The sequence below is a fragment of the Pseudomonas sp. S3E12 genome, from assembly GCF_001702295.1.
GTDB classification, from domain to species: domain Bacteria; phylum Pseudomonadota; class Gammaproteobacteria; order Pseudomonadales; family Pseudomonadaceae; genus Aquipseudomonas; species Aquipseudomonas marginalis.
Map to the genome: position 1 here is coordinate 15,909 of NZ_MBDT01000018.1, position 16,818 is coordinate 32,726.

Sequence of the window (16,818 nt, forward strand, 5' to 3'; positions counted from 1 at the left end):
AGTAGTACCTCGGTAATGGAATCCTTCACTGCCAGCCCAGGACACCCCCGCCCTGGATCAACGCTCCATGTGTGGCGGCCTGCAACTTAACGGTTCCCATGATCCGGGATAAAAGGACAATCGACTGCACGAACATGATATTTCCATGTTCAGACCAAGCCCCGTACCACTTAGAGAAAAACCCTCACGACCAAGTAGGCATCGCCTTCTGGTTCAACGCCGCCCAGGTCAATCGCCAAAAGCCATCGAAGGCCGGCGCAAGGTCGGGTCAAATGGATTGATGCGCGGCCCGATCGCCGTCGCTTCGCGCTTGAGCAACTCCACCACCATCGGCAACCGGCTTGGCCCCAATCGATCACTGATGGTCGCCACACTCAACGCCGCCACTGCATGCCCATCGCGATTGAGGATCGGCACCGCCAACCCCGCCATGCCTTCCAGCACCCCGGTATTGCGCGCCGCGTAGCCCAGGCTGCGTACGTTCTCGACCTCCGAGCGCAGCAGCACTTCGTCGTACAGGTGAAAGTCCTTGAGCCGTGGCAGGTTGTAGCGGATCACCGTCTCGCGCTCTTCCTCCGGCAAAAACGCCAGGATCGCCAGGCTGCCCTGCCCCACGCCCAGCGCGACGCGGCCGCCGATATCGCCGGTGAAGGTGCGGATCGGGTACGGGCCTTCGCTGCGATCCAGGCAGATCGCATCGAAGCCGCTGCGCGCCAGCAGGAACAACGAATCCCCCAGTGAAGCGCTCAGGCGCAACAGGCTTGGCCGCACCAGGTCGCGCAGGTTGCCGGTCTTGCCCGCGTTGGCCGCCAGGGCGAAGAACTCCAGGCTCAGGCGGTAGCGTTTGCTGCGCGCGTCCTGCTCGACCATGCCTTCATCCATGAGGCTGCGCAGGAGGCGGTGGGTGGTCGGCTGGGACAAACCGACCTGTTGCGCGAGCTGGGTCACGCGCTCGCCGCCCTCGGGCACTTCACCCAAGGCCCGCAGCAGCGCAAACAGCCGAGACACCCCGCCAGCGCCGACTTCCTTATGGGTTTCATTCCGCTCAGTGGAATCCATAACACTCAATCTCACTTCTAATTCTGATGAATGAATAAAACTGAAAATAGTAGTCCGCCCAGTGAAATTCTATCTTCCGCCCATCCTAGTCTTCGTCCTAATCTGCGTCCACAGGGGCGAAATGAACAACTAACGGCAGCCGACCCAGATCGAGCGCCAACGCACCCGCAATACCCTTTTCGCATCTGCCCAAAACAAAAAAGCGCGTTTCGACGCGACTCAAAAAGGTGGAACGCAGACATGGCATTTCTCCAACTCAACGCCTTGAGCAAACGCTACGGCGCCGTCGACGCGGTGGTCGCCACCGACCTTGCGGTGGAAAAAGGCGAGTTCGTTTCCCTGCTCGGCCCCTCGGGCTGCGGCAAGACCACCACCCTGCAAATGATCGCCGGCTTCGTCGACGTGAGCGGCGGGCAAATCCTGCTCGACGGCCGCGACATCACCCACGCCAAGCCCGCCAGCCGTGGCCTGGGCGTGGTGTTCCAAAGCTATGCACTGTTCCCGCACATGAGCGTGCGCGACAACGTCGCCTTCGGCCTGAAGATGCGCAAAGTGCCGGCCGTGGAGATCGCCGCCAAGGTCAAGACCGTGCTCGACCTGGTGCGACTTGCCCCCCACGCAGAGCGCTACCCACGGGAGTTGTCCGGTGGCCAACGCCAGCGCGTGGCCCTGGCTCGCGCCTTGGTGATCGAACCGCCGGTACTGCTGCTGGATGAACCGCTGTCGAACCTGGACGCCAACCTGCGCGAAGAGATGCAGTTCGAGATCCGCCGCATCCAGTGCGCCGTGGGCATCACCACCTTGATGGTCACCCACGACCAGGCCGAAGCACTGTCCATCAGCGACCGTGTGGTGGTGATGCAGGCCGGGCGCGTGACCCAGATCGATGCGCCGTACACGCTCTACGAACATCCGCGCACCCGTTTTATCTCGGACTTCGTCGGCAAGGCCAACCTGCTGCCGGGCGACTACGACCAACTGGGCACGCCGCAAGTCCGCCACGAAAGCGGCCACGGCGAGCTGACGCTGAGCCTGCGCCCGGAAAAAATCAGCCTGGTAGACGCAGGTTCGGGTCGCCTGCAAGGCACAGTGCTCGACCGCTACTTCTTCGGCAGCCAATGGCTGTACCGCGTCCACACCCCTCTCGGCGAAATCACCGTGGTGCGCAGCAACGATGGCAGCGCACCAATGGGCAACGGCACAGCGGTCGGCCTGGACTGGCAAGCCGGGCTGCTGCGGGTGCTGGCAGCGGATGAGGTGCACCCATGAGCCGGGGTTACTGGCTCTCGCTGCCGGCACTGCTGCTGTTTGCCGGCCTGTTGCTCCTGCCGCTGGGCCTGACCCTGGTGCTGTCGTTCAACGTGTTCGACTACCAGGTGGGCATAAAGGGAGATGAGTGGACTCTGGCCCATTACCTGGCGTTGTTCAGCGACTCATACTTTTACGAGATCTTCTGGCGCACCTTCTGGATCAGCGCGCTGGTGACCCTGCTGTGCGTGGTGATCGGCGTGCCTGAGGCCTACATCCTCAGCCGCATGGGCACGCCGTGGCGCTCTATCTTCCTGATCCTGATCCTCACGCCGCTGCTGATTTCGGTGGTGGTGCGCGCCTTCGGCTGGAGCCTGCTGCTCGGCGCCGACGGCCTGGTGAACCAGGTGATCCAGGCACTCGGCGGGCGCCCGGTGAAGCTGCTGTACACCCCGTTCGCAGTGATTATCGCGCTGGTGCATGTGATGCTGCCGTTCATGATCATTCCGGTGTGGACCTCCCTGCAAAAGCTTGACCCATCGGCCGAACAGGCAGCCTTGTCGCTGGGGGCGAGCCAGGCCACGGTGATGCGAAAAATCGTGTTGCCCCAGGTCATGCCGGGGGTGTTGTCCGGCACCCTGATCGTGTTCGGCCTGGCCGCCAGCTCGTTTGCGATCCCCGGCCTGCTGGGCGGGCGGCGCCTGAAAATGGTCGCCACCGTGGTGTACGACCAATACCTCTCGGAACTCAACTGGCCCATGGGGGCGACCATCGCGGTGGTGCTGCTGTTGGTCAACCTGCTGATCATGCTGAGCTGGAACCGCATGCTCGAAAGCCGCTACAAAAAATCCCTGGGGGTTTAAGCGCATGTCCAGAAACGGTCCTTTGGCCCTTGGTTTCCACAGTTTGGTGGTGCTGTTCATGATGGCGCCGCTGGTGGTGGTGTGCCTGGTGGCGTTCACGCCAGAGAACACCTTGAGCCTGCCCACCTCGGGCTTCTCGTTGCGCTGGTTTCGCGCGGTGTTCGAGCGCGCCGATTTTATCCAGGCGTTCTACAACAGCCTGGTCCTGGCGTTTACCGCCGCCACGCTGGCGACGCTGATTGCGGTGCCGGCGGCGTTGGCGATCAGTCGCTATCAGTTCCTCGGCCGCAACTTTTTCAGCGCGCTGTTCCTGTCGCCGATCATCATCCCGCACCTGGTGCTGGGGGTGGCAATGCTGCGCCTGTTTGCACTGATGGGGGTCAACGGCAGTTTTACCTGGTTGATGCTCGCGCATGTGGTGATCATCACGCCGTATGTGCTGCGCCTGGTATTGGCGGCGGCCATCGGCATTGATCGCAGCGCCGAGCAGGCTGCCGAATCCCTCGGCGCCGGGCGTTTTACGCTGTTTCGCCAGATCACCCTGCCGATGATTCTGCCCGGCGTGGCCGGGGGCTGGTTGCTGGCGTTCATCAACAGTTTCGACGAAGTGACGCTGTCGATCTTTGTCAGCTCGCCAGCCACCCAAACCCTACCGGTGCGCATGTATGTGTACGCCACCGAGTCCATCGATCCGATGATGGCGGCGGTGTCGGCGCTGGTGATCGCGCTGACGGCGGCGACCATGATTCTGCTCGACCGCGTCTACGGCCTGGACCGCGTGCTGGTGGGGAAACATTGATGGCCTTGTTCAAACGATTAGCCGAAACCGAGCGCCCTGCCCTGGCCTTCACCCTCGACGGGCAAGCGGCCACCGGCTTGCTCGGCGACACCCTGCTGACCGCCGTACTGACCTGCGCCGAGCACCTGCGCGGCAGCGATTTCAGCGCCGAGCGCCGCGCCGGTTTCTGCCTGATGGGCGCCTGCCAGGATTGCTGGGTGCGGCTGGCGGATGGGCGCCGTGTGCGCGCCTGTTCGACGCTGCTCGAAGAAGGCCTGGCGATCAGCCGCGAACCGGGGCGCCAAGCATGAAGCCGGTCGTGATCGTGGGCGCCGGTCCAGCGGGAATCAGCGCGGCGCGCACCCTGCTCGACCACGGCATCCAGGCGTGCCTGGTGGATGAGAGCCTGCGCGGTGGTGGGCAGATCTATCGGCGTCAACCCCTGGGATTCCAGCGTACGGCCAAGCAGGTATACGGTTTTGAGGCGAGCAAGGCTGAAGCCGTCCACCGCACCCTGGACGAGTTGGCGCCGTTGATCGACTACCGGCCGGAAACCCTGGTGTGGAATGCCGAGGATGATCGTCTGGATATGCTCAATAACGGCCGTGCCGAACGCGTCGAGTATTCGCGGATTATCGTCGCCACCGGCGCCACCGACCGCATCCTGCCGGTGCCGGGTTGGACCCTGCCCGGCGTCTACAGCCTGGGCGCGGCGCAGATCGCCTTGAAGTATCAGGGCTGCGCCATCGGCGAGCGCGTTGCGTTTTGTGGCAGCGGGCCGTTGCTGTACCTGGTGGCCTATCAATACGCGAAGGCCGGGGCCAAGGTGGTGGCGGTGCTCGACAGCGCGCCGTTCAGTGCACAGTGCCGCGCGTTGCCGGCGCTGCTCGGGCAACCGGCGACCTTGGCCAAGGGCATGTATTACCGCGCCTGGCTGAGCGCCCATGGGGTGCCGGTGCATCAGGGCGCGACGCTGCAGCAGATCGACGGTGAGCAACGGGTCAACGGTATTCGTTGGGATACGCAGGGGCTGGCCTGTGACGCCGTGGCCTTCGCCCATGCCCTGCGCAGCGAAACCCAGCTGGCGGATCTGCTCGGCTGTGAATTTGAATGGAATGCCTTGAACCGTGCCTGGTTGCCGCGACGGGACAGTGCTGGGCGCAGCAGCCGCGAAGGCGTGTACCTGGCAGGCGACGGCGCCGGGATCATGGGCGCGGATGCCGCACAGATGGCCGGCGAGCGGGCGGCGCTGGCGGTGCTGGAAGATGCGGGCGTGGCCATCGATCATCGCCGCCCCGCTGTGCTGGAGCAGCAACTGGCAGGCATCCAGCGCTTTCGCCAGGGTTTGGAAACGGCGTTCCCCTTCCCCGAAGACTGGGCGACGCAGGCACCGGATGAATTGATTGTGTGCCGCTGTGAAGAAGTCAGTGTCGGCGATATACGCGCCGTGGTGGATGAGGGTCACTGGGAGATCAACCGGGTCAAGGCCCATTGCCGGGTCGGCATGGGCCGCTGCCAGGGCCGCATGTGCGGGCTGGCGGCGGCGGAAATAGTCGCCGAGCGCAGTGGTCGCGGGATTGAAAACGTCGGCCGCTTGCGTGGCCAGGCACCGATCAAGCCGCTGCCGTTTGGCGTGGAGGTGCTGCCATGATCGATGTCATCGTGTTGGGCGGCGGGATCGTCGGTGCTTCAGCGGCCTTGATGCTGGCGCAGAAAGGCCAGCGCGTGGCCCTGGTGGAGCGCGACTTTTGTGGCTCGCATTCCAGCGGGGTGAACTACGGCGGCGTCAGGCGCCAGGGTCGGCCGTTGCATCAGTTGCCGTTGTCGCAGCGCGCCCATCAGCTGTGGGCCGACTTGCCGAGGTTGATCGGTATCGATGGCGAATACGTGCGTTCCGGCCATTTGAAACTGGCGCGCAGCCATGGGGATTTCGCCGCGTTGCAGGCGTATGCCGAGCACACCCGAGGCTTTGGCCTGGGCTTGCAGTTGCTCGATCACGCCGAACTGCGCGCACGTTTCCCCTGGGTCGGCGATATCGCGGTGGGCGCCTCACTGTGCCCCGAAGACGGCCACGCCAACCCGCGCCTGGTATCGCCTGCCTTCGCCCGCGCCGCGCAACGCCTTGGCGCATCGGTATACGAGCAGGCCGACGTGGTGCGGATCGAACATGACAGCCGTCATTTCCACGTGCACTGCGCCAACGGCCTGCACCTGCAGGCCCCCTGGTTATTGAACTGCACCGGCGCCTGGGCCGGCACCCTGGCCGCGCAATTTGGCGAGCCAGTGCCGATCATGTCGGCGCACCCGGCCATGTTGGTCACCGAACCGCTGCCGGTGGTAATGAACGTCAGCACCGGTGTTGAAGGCGGCGGGATTTATGCGCGGCAGGTGGCCCGGGGCAATTGCATACTCGGCGGCGGTCGCGGCTTTGCCCTCGGGCCTAAACAGGCGCGTCCGGGGCAAGCGGCGGTGCTGGAGATCCTGCGCAATGCCGGCGAGCTGTACCCGTTCCTCCAGGGTGCCCAGGCGATTCGCACCTGGAGCGGCACCGAAGGTTATCTACCCGATCATGAACCGGTGATCGGCCCCAGCAGCACCCAACCGGGCTTGCTCCACGGTTTCGGCTTTGCCGGCGCCGGGTTCCAGCTCGGTCCTGCGGTCGGTGAAGCCTTGGCAGAGATCGTCTGCAACGGGGCCAGCCGCCAACCCATCGAAGCGTTTTCCATCCGTCGTTTCCAAGCCTGAGAGGAAAAACATCCATGAACCCACGTATCGCGCTGTCCTGCTTGTCCCTCACGTTGCTCGCCTCCACCGCCCACGCTGCACCGACGCTGTACCTGGGCATGAACGGCGGCACCATGGAACGGGTGTACGCCGACAAGGTGTTGCCCGCGTTCGAGAAGGCCAATAACGTCAAGGTGGTGATCGTCCCCGGCACCTCGTCGGACATCCTCGCCAAGGTCCAGGCCAACAAAGACAACCCACAGATGCATGTGATGTTCCTCGACGACGGCATCATGTACCGCGCCATCTCCATGGGCCTATGCGACAAACTGGCGCCAAGCCCGACCCTGGCGCAGATCCCGGACAAGGCGAAGATCAAGGACCAAGCCGTGGCCGTGACCCTGGGCGTCACCGGCCTGGGCTACAACGCCCGCATGTTCAAGGAAAAAGGCTGGGCCGCGCCGACCTCATGGATGGACCTGGCCGACCCACGCTTCAAGGAAAAAGTGGTGTTCCAATCCCTGGCCTCCTCCACCTTCGGCCTGCACGGTTTCCTGATGTTCAACCGCCTGCTGGGCGGCGACGAAACCAACGTGGAGCCCGGCTTCAAGGCCTGGCCAAAAACCGTCGGCCCCAACGTGCTGGAATACATCGCCAGCTCGGCGAAGATCTCCGAGATGGTGCAGACCGACGAAGCCGCGATCTTCCCCCTCACCCCAACCCAGGTCGCCACCCAGAAACTGCTCGGCGTGCCGATGGAATATGCACAGCCCAAGGAAGGCGCGGTGGTGCTCAACGTCGCCGAATGCGTGATTGCGCGCAATGACCAGCCGGAACTGGCGCAGAAACTCGCCGCCTTCCTGCTGACCGCCGAGGCCCAGGCCCCGGCACTGGAAGAAGGCGACCAGATCCCGTCGAACCCAACCACACCGACCACCGACAAGACCCGTGCACGGGTGGAAGCGATGCAGGGGTATTTGCAGACGGCGATTTCGATTGATTGGGACCAGGTGAACCAGGCGCGGCCGGAGTGGAATGCGCGGTGGAGTCGGTCGATTGAGCGTTGAGCATAGAAACGATCATGGGACGATGGGTTGCGCGCGTTTGTGGGCGGTCTTCAGGTAGGCGCGTTCCACGATGTCCCTCACCCGCTCACTCACCGGCTCACCCATCAGGTACGCATCGATCTCCTCATACGTGCAGCCATAGGCATGCTCATCCAGCTTGCCCGGTGCGAGCTCTTCGAGGTCGGCCGTGGGTTGCTTGTGCACCAGGTTCGCCGGTGCGCCGAGGGCACTGGCGAGCAGGCGCACCTGGGTCTTGGTCAAGCCCGACAGTGGCGCCAGGTCGCAGGCGCCGTCGCCGAATTTGGTGAAGAAGCCCATCAATGCTTCGGCGCCATGGTCGGTGCCGACCACCAGGCCGTTGTGCAGGTTGGCCACGGCGTACTGGGCGATCATGCGGGTGCGGGCCTTGACGTTGCCCTTGATGAAATCCACCTGCGAGGCACTGGCTTCGGGGGCGCCGAGGCTGGCCATCAAGCCATCGACGCTGGCGGCGATGTTCAGGGTGTCGATATGGTCCGGGGTGATGAAATCCAGCGAGGCCTGGGCGTCGCGTTCATCGGCCTGGGTCTTGTAAGGCAGGCGCATGGCGATAAAGCGCGCGGCGTAGCCCTCGGTGCGCAATTGCTCCACCGCGAGCTGGCACAGGCGGCCGGCGGTGAGGGAATCGACGCCGCCGCTGATGCCCAGCACCAGGGCCTTGCAGCCTGACTGGCGCAAGGTGGTCTTGATGAAGTCGAGGCGCCGTTGGATTTCCTGGGCTTCACCGCCCTTCACCAATGTGCGATCGATATTGAGTTCCTGCGCGATACGTTCCTGCATGTCACACCTCCACGTTGCCGACATTGAATACCTTCGCCGCGTACTGCAAAAACGAGGGGTCTTCGCAGACGTTCTTCACCGGGTCATCGGAGAACTTCACCACCGGTTCGCCGTGCACGCGCACCAGTTTCATGACGATGCTCAGCGGCTCGACGCCTTCCACATCGCAAGCCAGGCTGGTGCCCATGCCGAAACCGAACTTGGCCTTGCCACGCACGTGCCGCAGGATCGGCAGGCATTTTTCGAAGTTCAGGCCGTCGGAGAACATCAGGTCCTTGGTCATCGGGTCGATGCCCAGCTGTTTGTAGCGGGCCAGCACCTTGTCGGCCCAGGCGATAGGGTCACCGGAGTCCTGGCGCAGGCCGTCGTAGAGCTTGGCGAAATACAGGTCGAAATCCTTGAGGAAAAAGTCGGTGCTGATGGTGTCGGTCAGGGCAATACCCAGGCGGCCGCGGTATTCACGCACCCAGTTTTCCAGGCCGGCGTTCTGGCTTTCGCGCAACCGCCCCAGTTGCTGGTGCACCATCATCCACTGGTGAGCCATGGTGCCGATCAGTGGCAGGTCGAATTCGTAGGCCAGGTGCGCATTGCTGGTGCCGACGAACTGGCCGGGGAAGTCGCGGCGCATGATGTCCACTACTTCGCGCTGGGCCTTGAACGACAGGCGCCGGCGCGTGGAAAAATCGGAGACGCGCAGGTCGGCCAACTCGTCGCGGCTGAGGTTTTTCTCCAGCCAGTCGAACTTCTGGTAGAGCTTGCGGGTGACGTCTTCCAGGGTCACGTCGGGGTATTTGGCGCGGTTGCGCAGTTCGCTGACCAGCGCCAGTAGCGGTTGTTCGAACATGATGCAGTGCAGCATCGGCCCGACCACACGGATGTTCAGTTGGCCGTCGACTTCGCTGACGTGGATATAGCGCAGGTTGAAGCGGAACAGGCCGAGGAAGCGTTCGTAGTCGGGGGTCAGGTATTCGCGAAAGCGTGGGTTGAACAGAAAGCGCAACTCGCCCTCGCGCATCTGCAGGCCGGCCATTTTTTCAAGCTCGGCGCGCAACTCGGGGATCAGGTGGCCGAGCTTTTCCTTGGCGCGCACGATGAAGTTGTATTCCACATCGACATTCGGGTGCTGGTGCAACACCGCCTGCATCATGGTGAAGGTGTAGTAGTCGGTGTCGAGCAAGCCCTGGATCACCGGGGCTTCGTAGTCGTAGGCACTTTCCATGGTGTATCTCCTTAACGCGTGGCCATCGCGGCCAGTTCTTCGCGGGTGCTGCTGATGACGGCACCGGCCTTGAGCAACTCATTGATAGCCTGTACACCGCCCTCCTCGCTGATCCCCCGGCACGCCGGCAGGTGCAGGACCACCTCCAGGCCGGCCTTGAGCAGTTGCAAGGCGGTAGTCTTGACGCAGTAGTCCAGGGCCAGGCCGCCGACGATCACGCGGCTTACGCCCTGGGCCCTGAGGTACTCGATCACGCCGGTGGAGAGTTTGTCGTGCAGGTCGTGGTAGCAGGCGCCATAGGGGTGCAGGTCGGGTTCGACGCCCTTCCAGATGAAGTAGTCGTAGTCATAGGGCGTGGGCAACTCGTCGAGCAAGGTAAAGCCTTCGGTGCCCGGCACGCAGTGGCTGACCCAGGTCACATCGGCGTGTACCAGGCCGGTGGGCTGGAGCATCTCGCTGTGCTGCGTGACCACCCAGGGTGCATGGGGGGTGTGGGCGTCCTTGCTGCCGACGCGGTAGCCGGCGAGGCTGGCCATGTAGTTGAGTTCGGCACCGATCCGGTCACCGCCGGCCACCGGCAACTCGTTGGGGCACAACGGCGTGAAGCTCTTCTGGGCATCGACGTCGAATGAAGCAATGGCAGTTTTCGCAAGGGTCATGGCGGTTCTCCTGAGGCCTGGAAACAAAAGTACACGTCATGTACTTTCATTGCAAGAAACATTTTTTTATCTATCCTGACGCAGGTACATGACATATCTGTTCGATCCGTTAGACTGTGCCCCACCGCTGTTCAGAAGGACGTCACATGCCCCTTAGCCCCTACCTCCATACCGTCGACCTGTGCGTGCTGTGCTACTGCCGCGCCGCCGGGGAACTCCAGTTGTTGCTGAACAAGCGCGAAGCCGAGCCCTTCACCGGGCATTGGGCGTTGCCGGGGGTGGTGGTGAATGGCGACGTGCAAGATCTGAGCCTCCAGGATGCGGTGGAACGCTTGCGCGCCAGCAGCAAGGTCGGCCTGGAGCTGGCCTGGAGCGAGCAAGTGGGCACGGTAGGCGATGCGTTTCGCGATCCGCGTTGCTGGTCCTCGTCCACGTACTACCTGGCGATCGTCGCGGATGAGGTGGCGCCGAGTGAGCATCAAGGCTGGTTCGCGCTGAAGGCGGTGGCTGATGGCAGCATCAAGTTGCCGTTCGATCACAACAGCATCGTCGCGGCCGTGCAGGAACGGCTGTTTTCCAAGTCGCTGTACAGCAACTTGCCGCTGATGTTCCTGGGCAATGAATTCAGCGCGCCGGAGGCGACCACGATCTTTTCCCTGGTGCTGGAGCGGCCGGTGCTCAAGACCAGTATTCGCCAGCGCCTGTTGAAGCTGACGGAGGCGGGATATTTGCGCGAGACGGGGCGCAAGAAGCAGGGTGAAGGCGGCAGGCCCCAGGCGACGGTGGAGAACCTGAGGCCTGGGGCGGTTTACTTCTTTGATCGCAGTTTTGCCGATTAGGCACCCTTTTCAAGAACGATGACCTTCAAATGTGGGAGGGGGCTTGCTCCCGATAGCGGTGTGACAGTCAGCAAATAGAGTGACTGATCCACCGCCATCGGGGGCAAGCCCCCTCCCACATTTTGAGCGGTGTATGGCTTAGTTCATCCAATTACCGCCATCCACGTTATAGGTTTGCGCCACTACGTAGTCAGCCTCTTTGGACGCCAGGAAGATCGCCATCCCGGTCAAATCCTCGGCCGTCCCCATCCGCCCAAACGGCACCTCGGCCCCTACCCGCCGCTTCTTCTCGCCAGGTGCCAGCCCTTCATGCCTGGCGAACAGCGCATCCACCCCGTCCCAATGCTCGCCATCCACCACACCCGGGGCGATGGCGTTGACGTTGATGCCCTGCTTGATCAGGTTGAGCCCCGCCGATTGCGTGAGGCTGATCACTGCCGCCTTGGTCGCGCAGTAGATAGCCACCAACGGCTCGCCACGTCGCCCGGCCTGGCTGGCCATGTTGATGATCTTGCCGCCATGGCCCTGGCGGATCATCTGCCGGGCGGCGGCTTGCAGGGTGAACAGCGTGCCGGCGACGTTAATCGAGAACAGCCGATCAAAGCTGTCGCGGGTGATGTCGACGATGGGCGCCAGGTCGAACAGCGCCGCGTTGTTGACCAGGATGTCGAGCTTGCCGGCCTGGGCGACCACGGCGGCAATCGCGCTGTCGATGGAGGCCTGGTCGGTGACGTCCATCGCCACCGCGTAGGCCTGTGGGCCAAGCTCGGCGGCGGTGGCCTGGGCCCGTTGCAGGTTGATGTCGGCGATGGCGACGGTCGCGCCTTCATGGATATAGGCCTGGGCAAACGCGCGGCCAATCCCGCGCGCCGATCCGGTGATCAGCGCGCTCTTACCTTCGAGTCGTTTCATAAGGCATCTGTCCTTTGAACATTATTTGGGATAGCCGGCGCGTTTCATTTCGCGCTCGGTGGTGGACTGCGCCTGGAGCAACGCCTGCTCGACCGCCATGCCCCCCGTCAGCGCCGCCGAGAACAGCTTGCCGACGGACGTGCCGATGGCCTGGAACTCGGGAATGGTCACGTACTGGATGCCCACGTACGGCACGGGTTTGGCCGACGGGTGCGCGGGGTCGGCGTGCCGCATCATCTCCAGGGTCACCTGGGCAAACGGTGCGGCCTGGAGGTACGCCGCGTTGTAGGTGGACTGGCGGGTGCCAGGCGGTGCGTTGGTGATGCCTTCTTTATCGGCGACCAGCTGGATGTAGTCCTTGGACGTGGCCCAGGCGATAAAGGCCTTGGCGGCGTCCTTGTGCTTGGACGTGGCCGGGATGGCCAGCGACCAGGCGTACAGCCAGGAGGAGCCTTTGTCGGTGACTTCGGTGGGGGCTGCGGCGAAGCCTACGCTGTCGGCGACTTTGCTCTGGCTCTTGTCGGTGGTGAAGGAGCCGGCGACGCTGGCATCGACCCAGATCGCGCACTTGCCGCTGTTGAACAGCGCCAGGGTTTCGTTGAAGCCGTTGCTGGACACGCCGGGCGGGCCGTATTGCTTGAGGGTGTTGACGTAGAAGTTGGCGGCGGCGGTCCACTCGGGGCTGGTCAATTCCGGCTTCCACTGCTCATCGAACCAGCGCGCACCGAAGGCGTTGGCCATGGTACTCAGCAGCGCAATGTTCTCGCCCCAACCGGCCTTGCCGCGCAGGCACATGCCGTATTGGCCTTTGTCCTTGGCGGTGAGCTGGGCGGCGAAGTCACCGAGCTGGGTCCAGGTCGGGTGCGTGGGCATGCTCAGGCCTGCCTGCTTGAACAGGTCGGTGCGGTAGTAGGTGACTGTGCTTTCACCGTAGAGCGGCAAGGCATACAAGGTGCCGTTGACCGACAGGCCCTGGCGGACCGAGGGGAAGATATCGTCGGCGTCGTAATCGGCCGGCAATTGGGTCAGCGGTTCCAGCCAGTGCTTGGCGCCCCACAGCGGGGTTTCGTAGGTGCCGATGGTGAGCACATCGAACTGGCCGCCCTGGGTGGCGATATCGGTGGTGAGGCGCTGGCGCAGCACGTTTTCTTCCAGCACCACCCAGTTGAGCCGGATGTCCGGGTGCTGCTGCTCGAACACCTTGGAGAGGCGCTGCATGCGGATCATGTCGCTGTTATTGACCGTGGCGATGGTCACGGTATCGGCAGCCTGGCTCGGCATGGCCAAGGCCAGGCCGGAAAGCAGGAACAACGCTTGCGGAATCTTGGACATAGCGGTTTCCACCTGTTGTTTTTGTTGTTGAGGGCCGATTACAGCAGCTTGGGCCAGGCCCTCACAAACGCCTGACGCATGCCTGGCTGATACTTTTTTAACCGCTGAATAGGGCGCAAAAAAGTATCAGTGCCGGGCGAAACCGGGGGTAGCGCAGGTAGTGCCACCCGCGTATTTTGAGGCGACTGCACCCATAGAAGAGGCAGCACCATGCCCGTCAGCCGCGCCAAGCTGTTCGAACATCGCCCCGCCGAGCTTGAGGTGATCCTGCCCGAGCCGCAGCACTGCTTTCGCTGGTTCGAACATGACTACCCCTACGATCTGGCACGCTGGAATCACCATCCCGAATTTGAAATCCACCTGATCCGCCAAGGCAGCGGCAAGTTGGTGGCGGGCGATTATATCGGTGCGTTCGACGCCGGGCATGTGGCGCTGATCGGCCCGGACCTGCCCCACGACTGGATCGGCGAACTGGCCCCCGGCGAACACTTGAGCGGGCGCGACGTGGTGCTGCAATTCGACGGCGCCGCCCTGCTCGCCCTGCGCAAGACCCTGCCGGAACTCGGCGACCTGCAACCGTTGTTCGAACAAGCCCGACGTGGCCTGGAGTTCAGCGGCGACACCGCAGTGCAGGCCGCACGCTTGATGGAGGCCATCGGCAACGCCCACGGCCTGCAACGGCTGACCCTGTTCCTGCAACTGCTCGACGGCCTGAAAAACGCCCCGGCCCAGCAAGTAAAGGCCCTGGCCAGCCCCTGTTACGCCCCGACCCTGGACGCCCGCAGCGCCGAGCGCATCAACAAGGCCTTCGACTACCTGATGCGCGAACTCACCGGCGACGTGCGCCTCTCGGTCATCGCCCAACAGTTGGACATGAGCGAACCGGGCTTCTCACGTTTCTTCAAGCGCAACACCGGACATGGGTTTATCGACCTGATGCGCAAATTCCGCGTGCAACGCGCCTGTCGGTTACTGCTGCAAAGCGAGATGTCGGTGGCGGATATTTGTTTTGAAGTGGGCTACGCCAACCTGTCCAACTTCAACCGGCACTTCCGGATCGAGATGCACCAGACGCCCAGTGAATATCGCCGCGAACCGCCGATACACCTGTTCAACCCCTTCGAGAAAATGACACCCAGTCATTTCTGATCAAAAGGTCGAGTAATTCTGCTTTTTTCCATGGCATTCAATCCATTAAGCAAAGTTGGTACAGCCTGTGCAACCGTTTGCGGTACGAACTTGGCAACCAAGTTCACCACGACCCGAAGAATCGGGTTCAAACCGCGTACGAATAGGGACTTTCAATGCACCCCACCTCAAGGCCCCGTGCCTGCTTTGGTGTTTCCTTGCTACTGGCCGCCGTAACGGGAGTACTCAGCGCACCCATTTTGGCGCAGGAAAAACCCGTGGATGACTCAGCACAGGGCGAAACCCTGAGCCCTGAGGCCAGCCCGGCGAAAAAAGGTGTCTATCTGTCGGAATGGTTCAACCAGGATCTGACACTGATCGGCAGTAAAGACATCAGCTTCGGCCCCAAGCCCCAGGATGATGTCTACCTGGAATACGAGTACTTCGGCCGCAAGGGGCCCTTCGAGTTGTACGGCTACATCGACGTGCCAAAGATCCTCGGTATCGGCAACAGTAACGACAAAGGCGCGTGGGACCATGGCTCGCCGGTGTTCATGGAGCACGAGCCGCGTATCTCCATCGACTACCTGGCCGGACGCAGCCTGGCCATCGGCCCGTTCAAGGAATGGTATGTGGCGTTCGACTGGATCTACGACCACGGCAGCAACAAAGCCAACCGTGCCAACACCCTGTACAGCGGCCTCGGTACGGACATCGACACCCACTCGCGAGTCAATTTGTCGGCGAACTTCTACGGGCGTTACCAGTGGGAAAACTACGGCGCCAGCAATGAGTATTCCTGGGACGGCTACCGCGCGCAGATGAAATACATCGTGCCCATCGGCAAGTTCGATAACGGTGCGTCGCTGACCTATATCGGTTTCACCAACTACGATTTCGGCTCGGACCTGCACAAGGACAACCCGGCGCGCACCGCCAACGCCCTGGTGGCGACCAACGTGCTGCTGTATTCCTTCACCCACCTGCGCTTCACCCTGGTCGGTCGTTACTTTCATAACGGCGGCAACTGGGAAGACGGCAGTGAGTTGAACTTCGGCGAGGGTAACTTCCGCGCCCGCTCCGACGGCTGGGGTTATTACGCCGGCGTGGGCTACCAATTCTGATCAAGGAGTATTAGATGAATACGTTTACCCGTCTCTCCATGGCCGTCGGCCTGGCGCTGCTGCCCCATGTGGTGCTGGCTGATTCTGCTGCCCCCATCAAGCCCAAGGTGATGCTGATCACCATGTTCGCCCCCGAGGCGCAAACCTGGATCGACCGCCTGGAACTCAAGCAGGAAGTGCGCGTGCCCGGCCTGTCTGCCGAATACCCAGTGATCCGTTGCAACACCCGGCACGTGTGCCTGCTGGTGACCGGCATGGGCCAGACCAACGCCGCCGCGTCCACCCTGGCCCTGGCGTTGTCGCCCAAGTTCGACCTGCGCCAGAGCTATTTCCTGATCGCCGGGATTGCCGGGATCAGCCCGAAACACGGCACCATCGGCACTGCCGCCTGGGCCCACTACCTGGTGGAGTTCGGCACCCAGTGGGAGCTGGATTCGCGGGATGCGCCCAAGGATTGGCCGACCGGCTACCTTGGCATCAACACCAAGGGGCCCAACGAAAAGCCGCCGCTGGACTACAAGACCGAAGTGTTTGAGCTGAACCCCAAGCTGCAGGCCAAGGCGTTCGCCCTGTCACACACAGTCGAACTTACGGAAAGCAAAGAGTCCGCCGCCTGGCGCAAACACTACCCCGCCGCCCCCGCCAACCAGCCGCCGCAAGTCACCCGCTGCGACACCCTGGCGGGCAATACCTGGTTCTCCGGTACGCGCCTGAGCGAACGCGCCGAGGTGTGGACCAAGTTGCTCACGGATAACAAAGGCGAGTACTGCACCACCCAACAGGAAGACAACTCCACGTACGAAGCCTTGCTGCGCGCCAGCCGCGAGGGGTTGGTGGACATCCAGCGCCTGGCCGTCGTACGTGCCGGTTCGGACTTCGACCGCCCATACCCCGGCTACAGCGAAGTCGACAACCTGCTCAAATACGCCGACCAGGGCGGGTTCGTACCAGCGCTGGAAAACCTGTACCGCACGGGGAACCCGCTGGTACAGGCGATCCTCAACAACTGGTCGGCCTGGGAAAAAGGCGTTCCAGAAGCCTAGTGCA

Annotated in this window: 17 protein-coding genes; 11 read left to right on the top strand and 6 right to left on the bottom strand. The window is 62.8% G+C overall.

All coding sequences use genetic code 11. From position 1 onward, the window contains the following. Positions 1–228: 228 nt before the first annotated feature. Positions 229–1,059: an IclR family transcriptional regulator gene (locus BB029_RS14890; RefSeq protein WP_065939767.1), complete on the bottom strand. Its 831-nt coding sequence runs from the start codon at positions 1,057–1,059 to the stop codon at positions 229–231. Positions 1,060–1,299: 240 nt separating this feature from the next. Between BB029_RS14890 and BB029_RS14895 the strand changes: the two genes are divergently transcribed. The 7 genes from BB029_RS14895 to BB029_RS14925 are packed head-to-tail and all read left to right on the top strand — an operon-like array spanning position 1,300 to position 7,739. Then, positions 1,300–2,328, top strand: coding sequence for an ABC transporter ATP-binding protein (locus BB029_RS14895; RefSeq protein ID WP_065939768.1), 1,029 nt, complete (start codon positions 1,300–1,302; stop codon positions 2,326–2,328). Then, positions 2,325–3,170 carry an ABC transporter permease gene (locus tag BB029_RS14900; protein WP_065939769.1) on the top strand — a complete coding sequence of 282 codons (846 nt, stop codon included), beginning with the start codon at positions 2,325–2,327 and terminating at the stop codon, positions 3,168–3,170. Before BB029_RS14895 ends, BB029_RS14900 begins: the two co-directional genes overlap by 4 nt. A 4-nt stretch (positions 3,171–3,174) precedes the next feature. Next, positions 3,175–3,969, top strand: coding sequence for an ABC transporter permease (locus tag BB029_RS14905; RefSeq protein ID WP_065939770.1), 795 nt, complete (start codon positions 3,175–3,177; stop codon positions 3,967–3,969). Then, positions 3,969–4,259: a (2Fe-2S)-binding protein gene (locus tag BB029_RS14910; protein WP_065939771.1), complete on the top strand. Its 291-nt coding sequence runs from the start codon at positions 3,969–3,971 to the stop codon at positions 4,257–4,259. Before BB029_RS14905 ends, BB029_RS14910 begins: the two co-directional genes overlap by 1 nt. Next, positions 4,256–5,599 (top strand): NAD(P)/FAD-dependent oxidoreductase, encoded by a 1,344-nt coding sequence (locus tag BB029_RS14915; RefSeq protein ID WP_065939772.1) that lies wholly within the window; start codon positions 4,256–4,258, stop codon positions 5,597–5,599. Before BB029_RS14910 ends, BB029_RS14915 begins: the two co-directional genes overlap by 4 nt. Further along, entirely contained in the window at positions 5,596–6,693 is a 1,098-nt protein-coding gene (locus tag BB029_RS14920; protein ID WP_065939773.1) for an FAD-binding oxidoreductase, read from the top strand. Before BB029_RS14915 ends, BB029_RS14920 begins: the two co-directional genes overlap by 4 nt. A gap of 14 nt (positions 6,694–6,707) precedes the next feature. Next, positions 6,708–7,739, top strand: a complete 1,032-nt coding sequence (locus BB029_RS14925; RefSeq protein ID WP_065939774.1) for an ABC transporter substrate-binding protein — start codon at positions 6,708–6,710, stop codon at positions 7,737–7,739. Between the two features lie 12 nt (positions 7,740–7,751). Here the strand turns inward: BB029_RS14925 and nadE are convergent, their stop codons facing one another. From nadE to BB029_RS14940, 3 genes are read right to left on the bottom strand one after another with little or no spacing between them, the layout of a single operon-like run. Beyond that, entirely contained in the window at positions 7,752–8,558 is an 807-nt protein-coding gene (gene nadE, locus BB029_RS14930) for an ammonia-dependent NAD(+) synthetase (protein WP_065939775.1), read from the bottom strand. A gap of 1 nt (position 8,559) precedes the next feature. Then, positions 8,560–9,777: a nicotinate phosphoribosyltransferase gene (gene pncB / locus BB029_RS14935; protein ID WP_065939776.1), complete on the bottom strand. Its 1,218-nt coding sequence runs from the start codon at positions 9,775–9,777 to the stop codon at positions 8,560–8,562. Positions 9,778–9,788: 11 nt separating this feature from the next. Next, positions 9,789–10,436: a nicotinamidase gene (locus tag BB029_RS14940; protein ID WP_065939777.1), complete on the bottom strand. Its 648-nt coding sequence runs from the start codon at positions 10,434–10,436 to the stop codon at positions 9,789–9,791. 146 nt (positions 10,437–10,582) lie between these two features. Between BB029_RS14940 and BB029_RS14945 the strand changes: the two genes are divergently transcribed. Further along, the gene (locus BB029_RS14945; RefSeq protein ID WP_065939778.1) at positions 10,583–11,275 is read left to right on the top strand and encodes an NUDIX hydrolase; all 693 of its coding nucleotides are present in this window, start codon (positions 10,583–10,585) and stop codon (positions 11,273–11,275) included. Between the two features lie 138 nt (positions 11,276–11,413). Here the strand turns inward: BB029_RS14945 and BB029_RS14950 are convergent, their stop codons facing one another. Both BB029_RS14950 and BB029_RS14955 read right to left on the bottom strand, forming a co-directional pair. Then, positions 11,414–12,187 carry an L-iditol 2-dehydrogenase gene (locus BB029_RS14950; RefSeq protein ID WP_065939779.1) on the bottom strand — a complete coding sequence of 258 codons (774 nt, stop codon included), beginning with the start codon at positions 12,185–12,187 and terminating at the stop codon, positions 11,414–11,416. A gap of 21 nt (positions 12,188–12,208) precedes the next feature. Further along, positions 12,209–13,519 carry a sugar ABC transporter substrate-binding protein gene (locus tag BB029_RS14955; protein WP_065939780.1) on the bottom strand — a complete coding sequence of 437 codons (1,311 nt, stop codon included), beginning with the start codon at positions 13,517–13,519 and terminating at the stop codon, positions 12,209–12,211. A gap of 210 nt (positions 13,520–13,729) precedes the next feature. Between BB029_RS14955 and BB029_RS14960 the strand changes: the two genes are divergently transcribed. From BB029_RS14960 to BB029_RS14970, 3 genes are all read left to right on the top strand, one after another. Then, positions 13,730–14,668, top strand: a complete 939-nt coding sequence (locus BB029_RS14960; RefSeq protein ID WP_065939781.1) for an AraC family transcriptional regulator — start codon at positions 13,730–13,732, stop codon at positions 14,666–14,668. A 155-nt stretch (positions 14,669–14,823) separates the two neighbouring features. Then, positions 14,824–15,771 (top strand): nucleoside-specific channel-forming protein Tsx, encoded by a 948-nt coding sequence (locus BB029_RS14965; RefSeq protein ID WP_027607506.1) that lies wholly within the window; start codon positions 14,824–14,826, stop codon positions 15,769–15,771. Between the two features lie 14 nt (positions 15,772–15,785). Further along, positions 15,786–16,814, top strand: coding sequence for a purine nucleoside permease (locus BB029_RS14970; protein WP_065939782.1), 1,029 nt, complete (start codon positions 15,786–15,788; stop codon positions 16,812–16,814). The last annotated feature ends 4 nt before the right edge of the window (positions 16,815–16,818 follow it).

What these genes read in the sequence shown, in the direction of transcription:
- BB029_RS14960 (WP_065939781.1), top strand. Translation starts at nt 13,730, where the DNA reads ATGCCCGTCAGCCGCGCCAAGCTGTTCGAACATCGCCCCGCCGAGCTT.
- pncB (WP_065939776.1), bottom strand. Translation starts at nt 9,777, where the DNA reads ATGGAAAGTGCCTACGACTACGAAGCCCCGGTGATCCAGGGCTTGCTC.
- BB029_RS14890 (WP_065939767.1), bottom strand. Translation starts at nt 1,059, where the DNA reads ATGGATTCCACTGAGCGGAATGAAACCCATAAGGAAGTCGGCGCTGGC.
- BB029_RS14925 (WP_065939774.1), top strand. Translation starts at nt 6,708, where the DNA reads ATGAACCCACGTATCGCGCTGTCCTGCTTGTCCCTCACGTTGCTCGCC.
- BB029_RS14945 (WP_065939778.1), top strand. Translation starts at nt 10,583, where the DNA reads ATGCCCCTTAGCCCCTACCTCCATACCGTCGACCTGTGCGTGCTGTGC.
- BB029_RS14900 (WP_065939769.1), top strand. Translation starts at nt 2,325, where the DNA reads ATGAGCCGGGGTTACTGGCTCTCGCTGCCGGCACTGCTGCTGTTTGCC.
- BB029_RS14970 (WP_065939782.1), top strand. Translation starts at nt 15,786, where the DNA reads ATGAATACGTTTACCCGTCTCTCCATGGCCGTCGGCCTGGCGCTGCTG.
- BB029_RS14950 (WP_065939779.1), bottom strand. Translation starts at nt 12,187, where the DNA reads ATGAAACGACTCGAAGGTAAGAGCGCGCTGATCACCGGATCGGCGCGC.
- BB029_RS14955 (WP_065939780.1), bottom strand. Translation starts at nt 13,519, where the DNA reads ATGTCCAAGATTCCGCAAGCGTTGTTCCTGCTTTCCGGCCTGGCCTTG.
- nadE (WP_065939775.1), bottom strand. Translation starts at nt 8,558, where the DNA reads ATGCAGGAACGTATCGCGCAGGAACTCAATATCGATCGCACATTGGTG.
- BB029_RS14940 (WP_065939777.1), bottom strand. Translation starts at nt 10,436, where the DNA reads ATGACCCTTGCGAAAACTGCCATTGCTTCATTCGACGTCGATGCCCAG.
- BB029_RS14965 (WP_027607506.1), top strand. Translation starts at nt 14,824, where the DNA reads ATGCACCCCACCTCAAGGCCCCGTGCCTGCTTTGGTGTTTCCTTGCTA.
- BB029_RS14895 (WP_065939768.1), top strand. Translation starts at nt 1,300, where the DNA reads ATGGCATTTCTCCAACTCAACGCCTTGAGCAAACGCTACGGCGCCGTC.
- BB029_RS14920 (WP_065939773.1), top strand. Translation starts at nt 5,596, where the DNA reads ATGATCGATGTCATCGTGTTGGGCGGCGGGATCGTCGGTGCTTCAGCG.
- BB029_RS14915 (WP_065939772.1), top strand. Translation starts at nt 4,256, where the DNA reads ATGAAGCCGGTCGTGATCGTGGGCGCCGGTCCAGCGGGAATCAGCGCG.
- BB029_RS14905 (WP_065939770.1), top strand. Translation starts at nt 3,175, where the DNA reads ATGTCCAGAAACGGTCCTTTGGCCCTTGGTTTCCACAGTTTGGTGGTG.
- BB029_RS14910 (WP_065939771.1), top strand. Translation starts at nt 3,969, where the DNA reads ATGGCCTTGTTCAAACGATTAGCCGAAACCGAGCGCCCTGCCCTGGCC.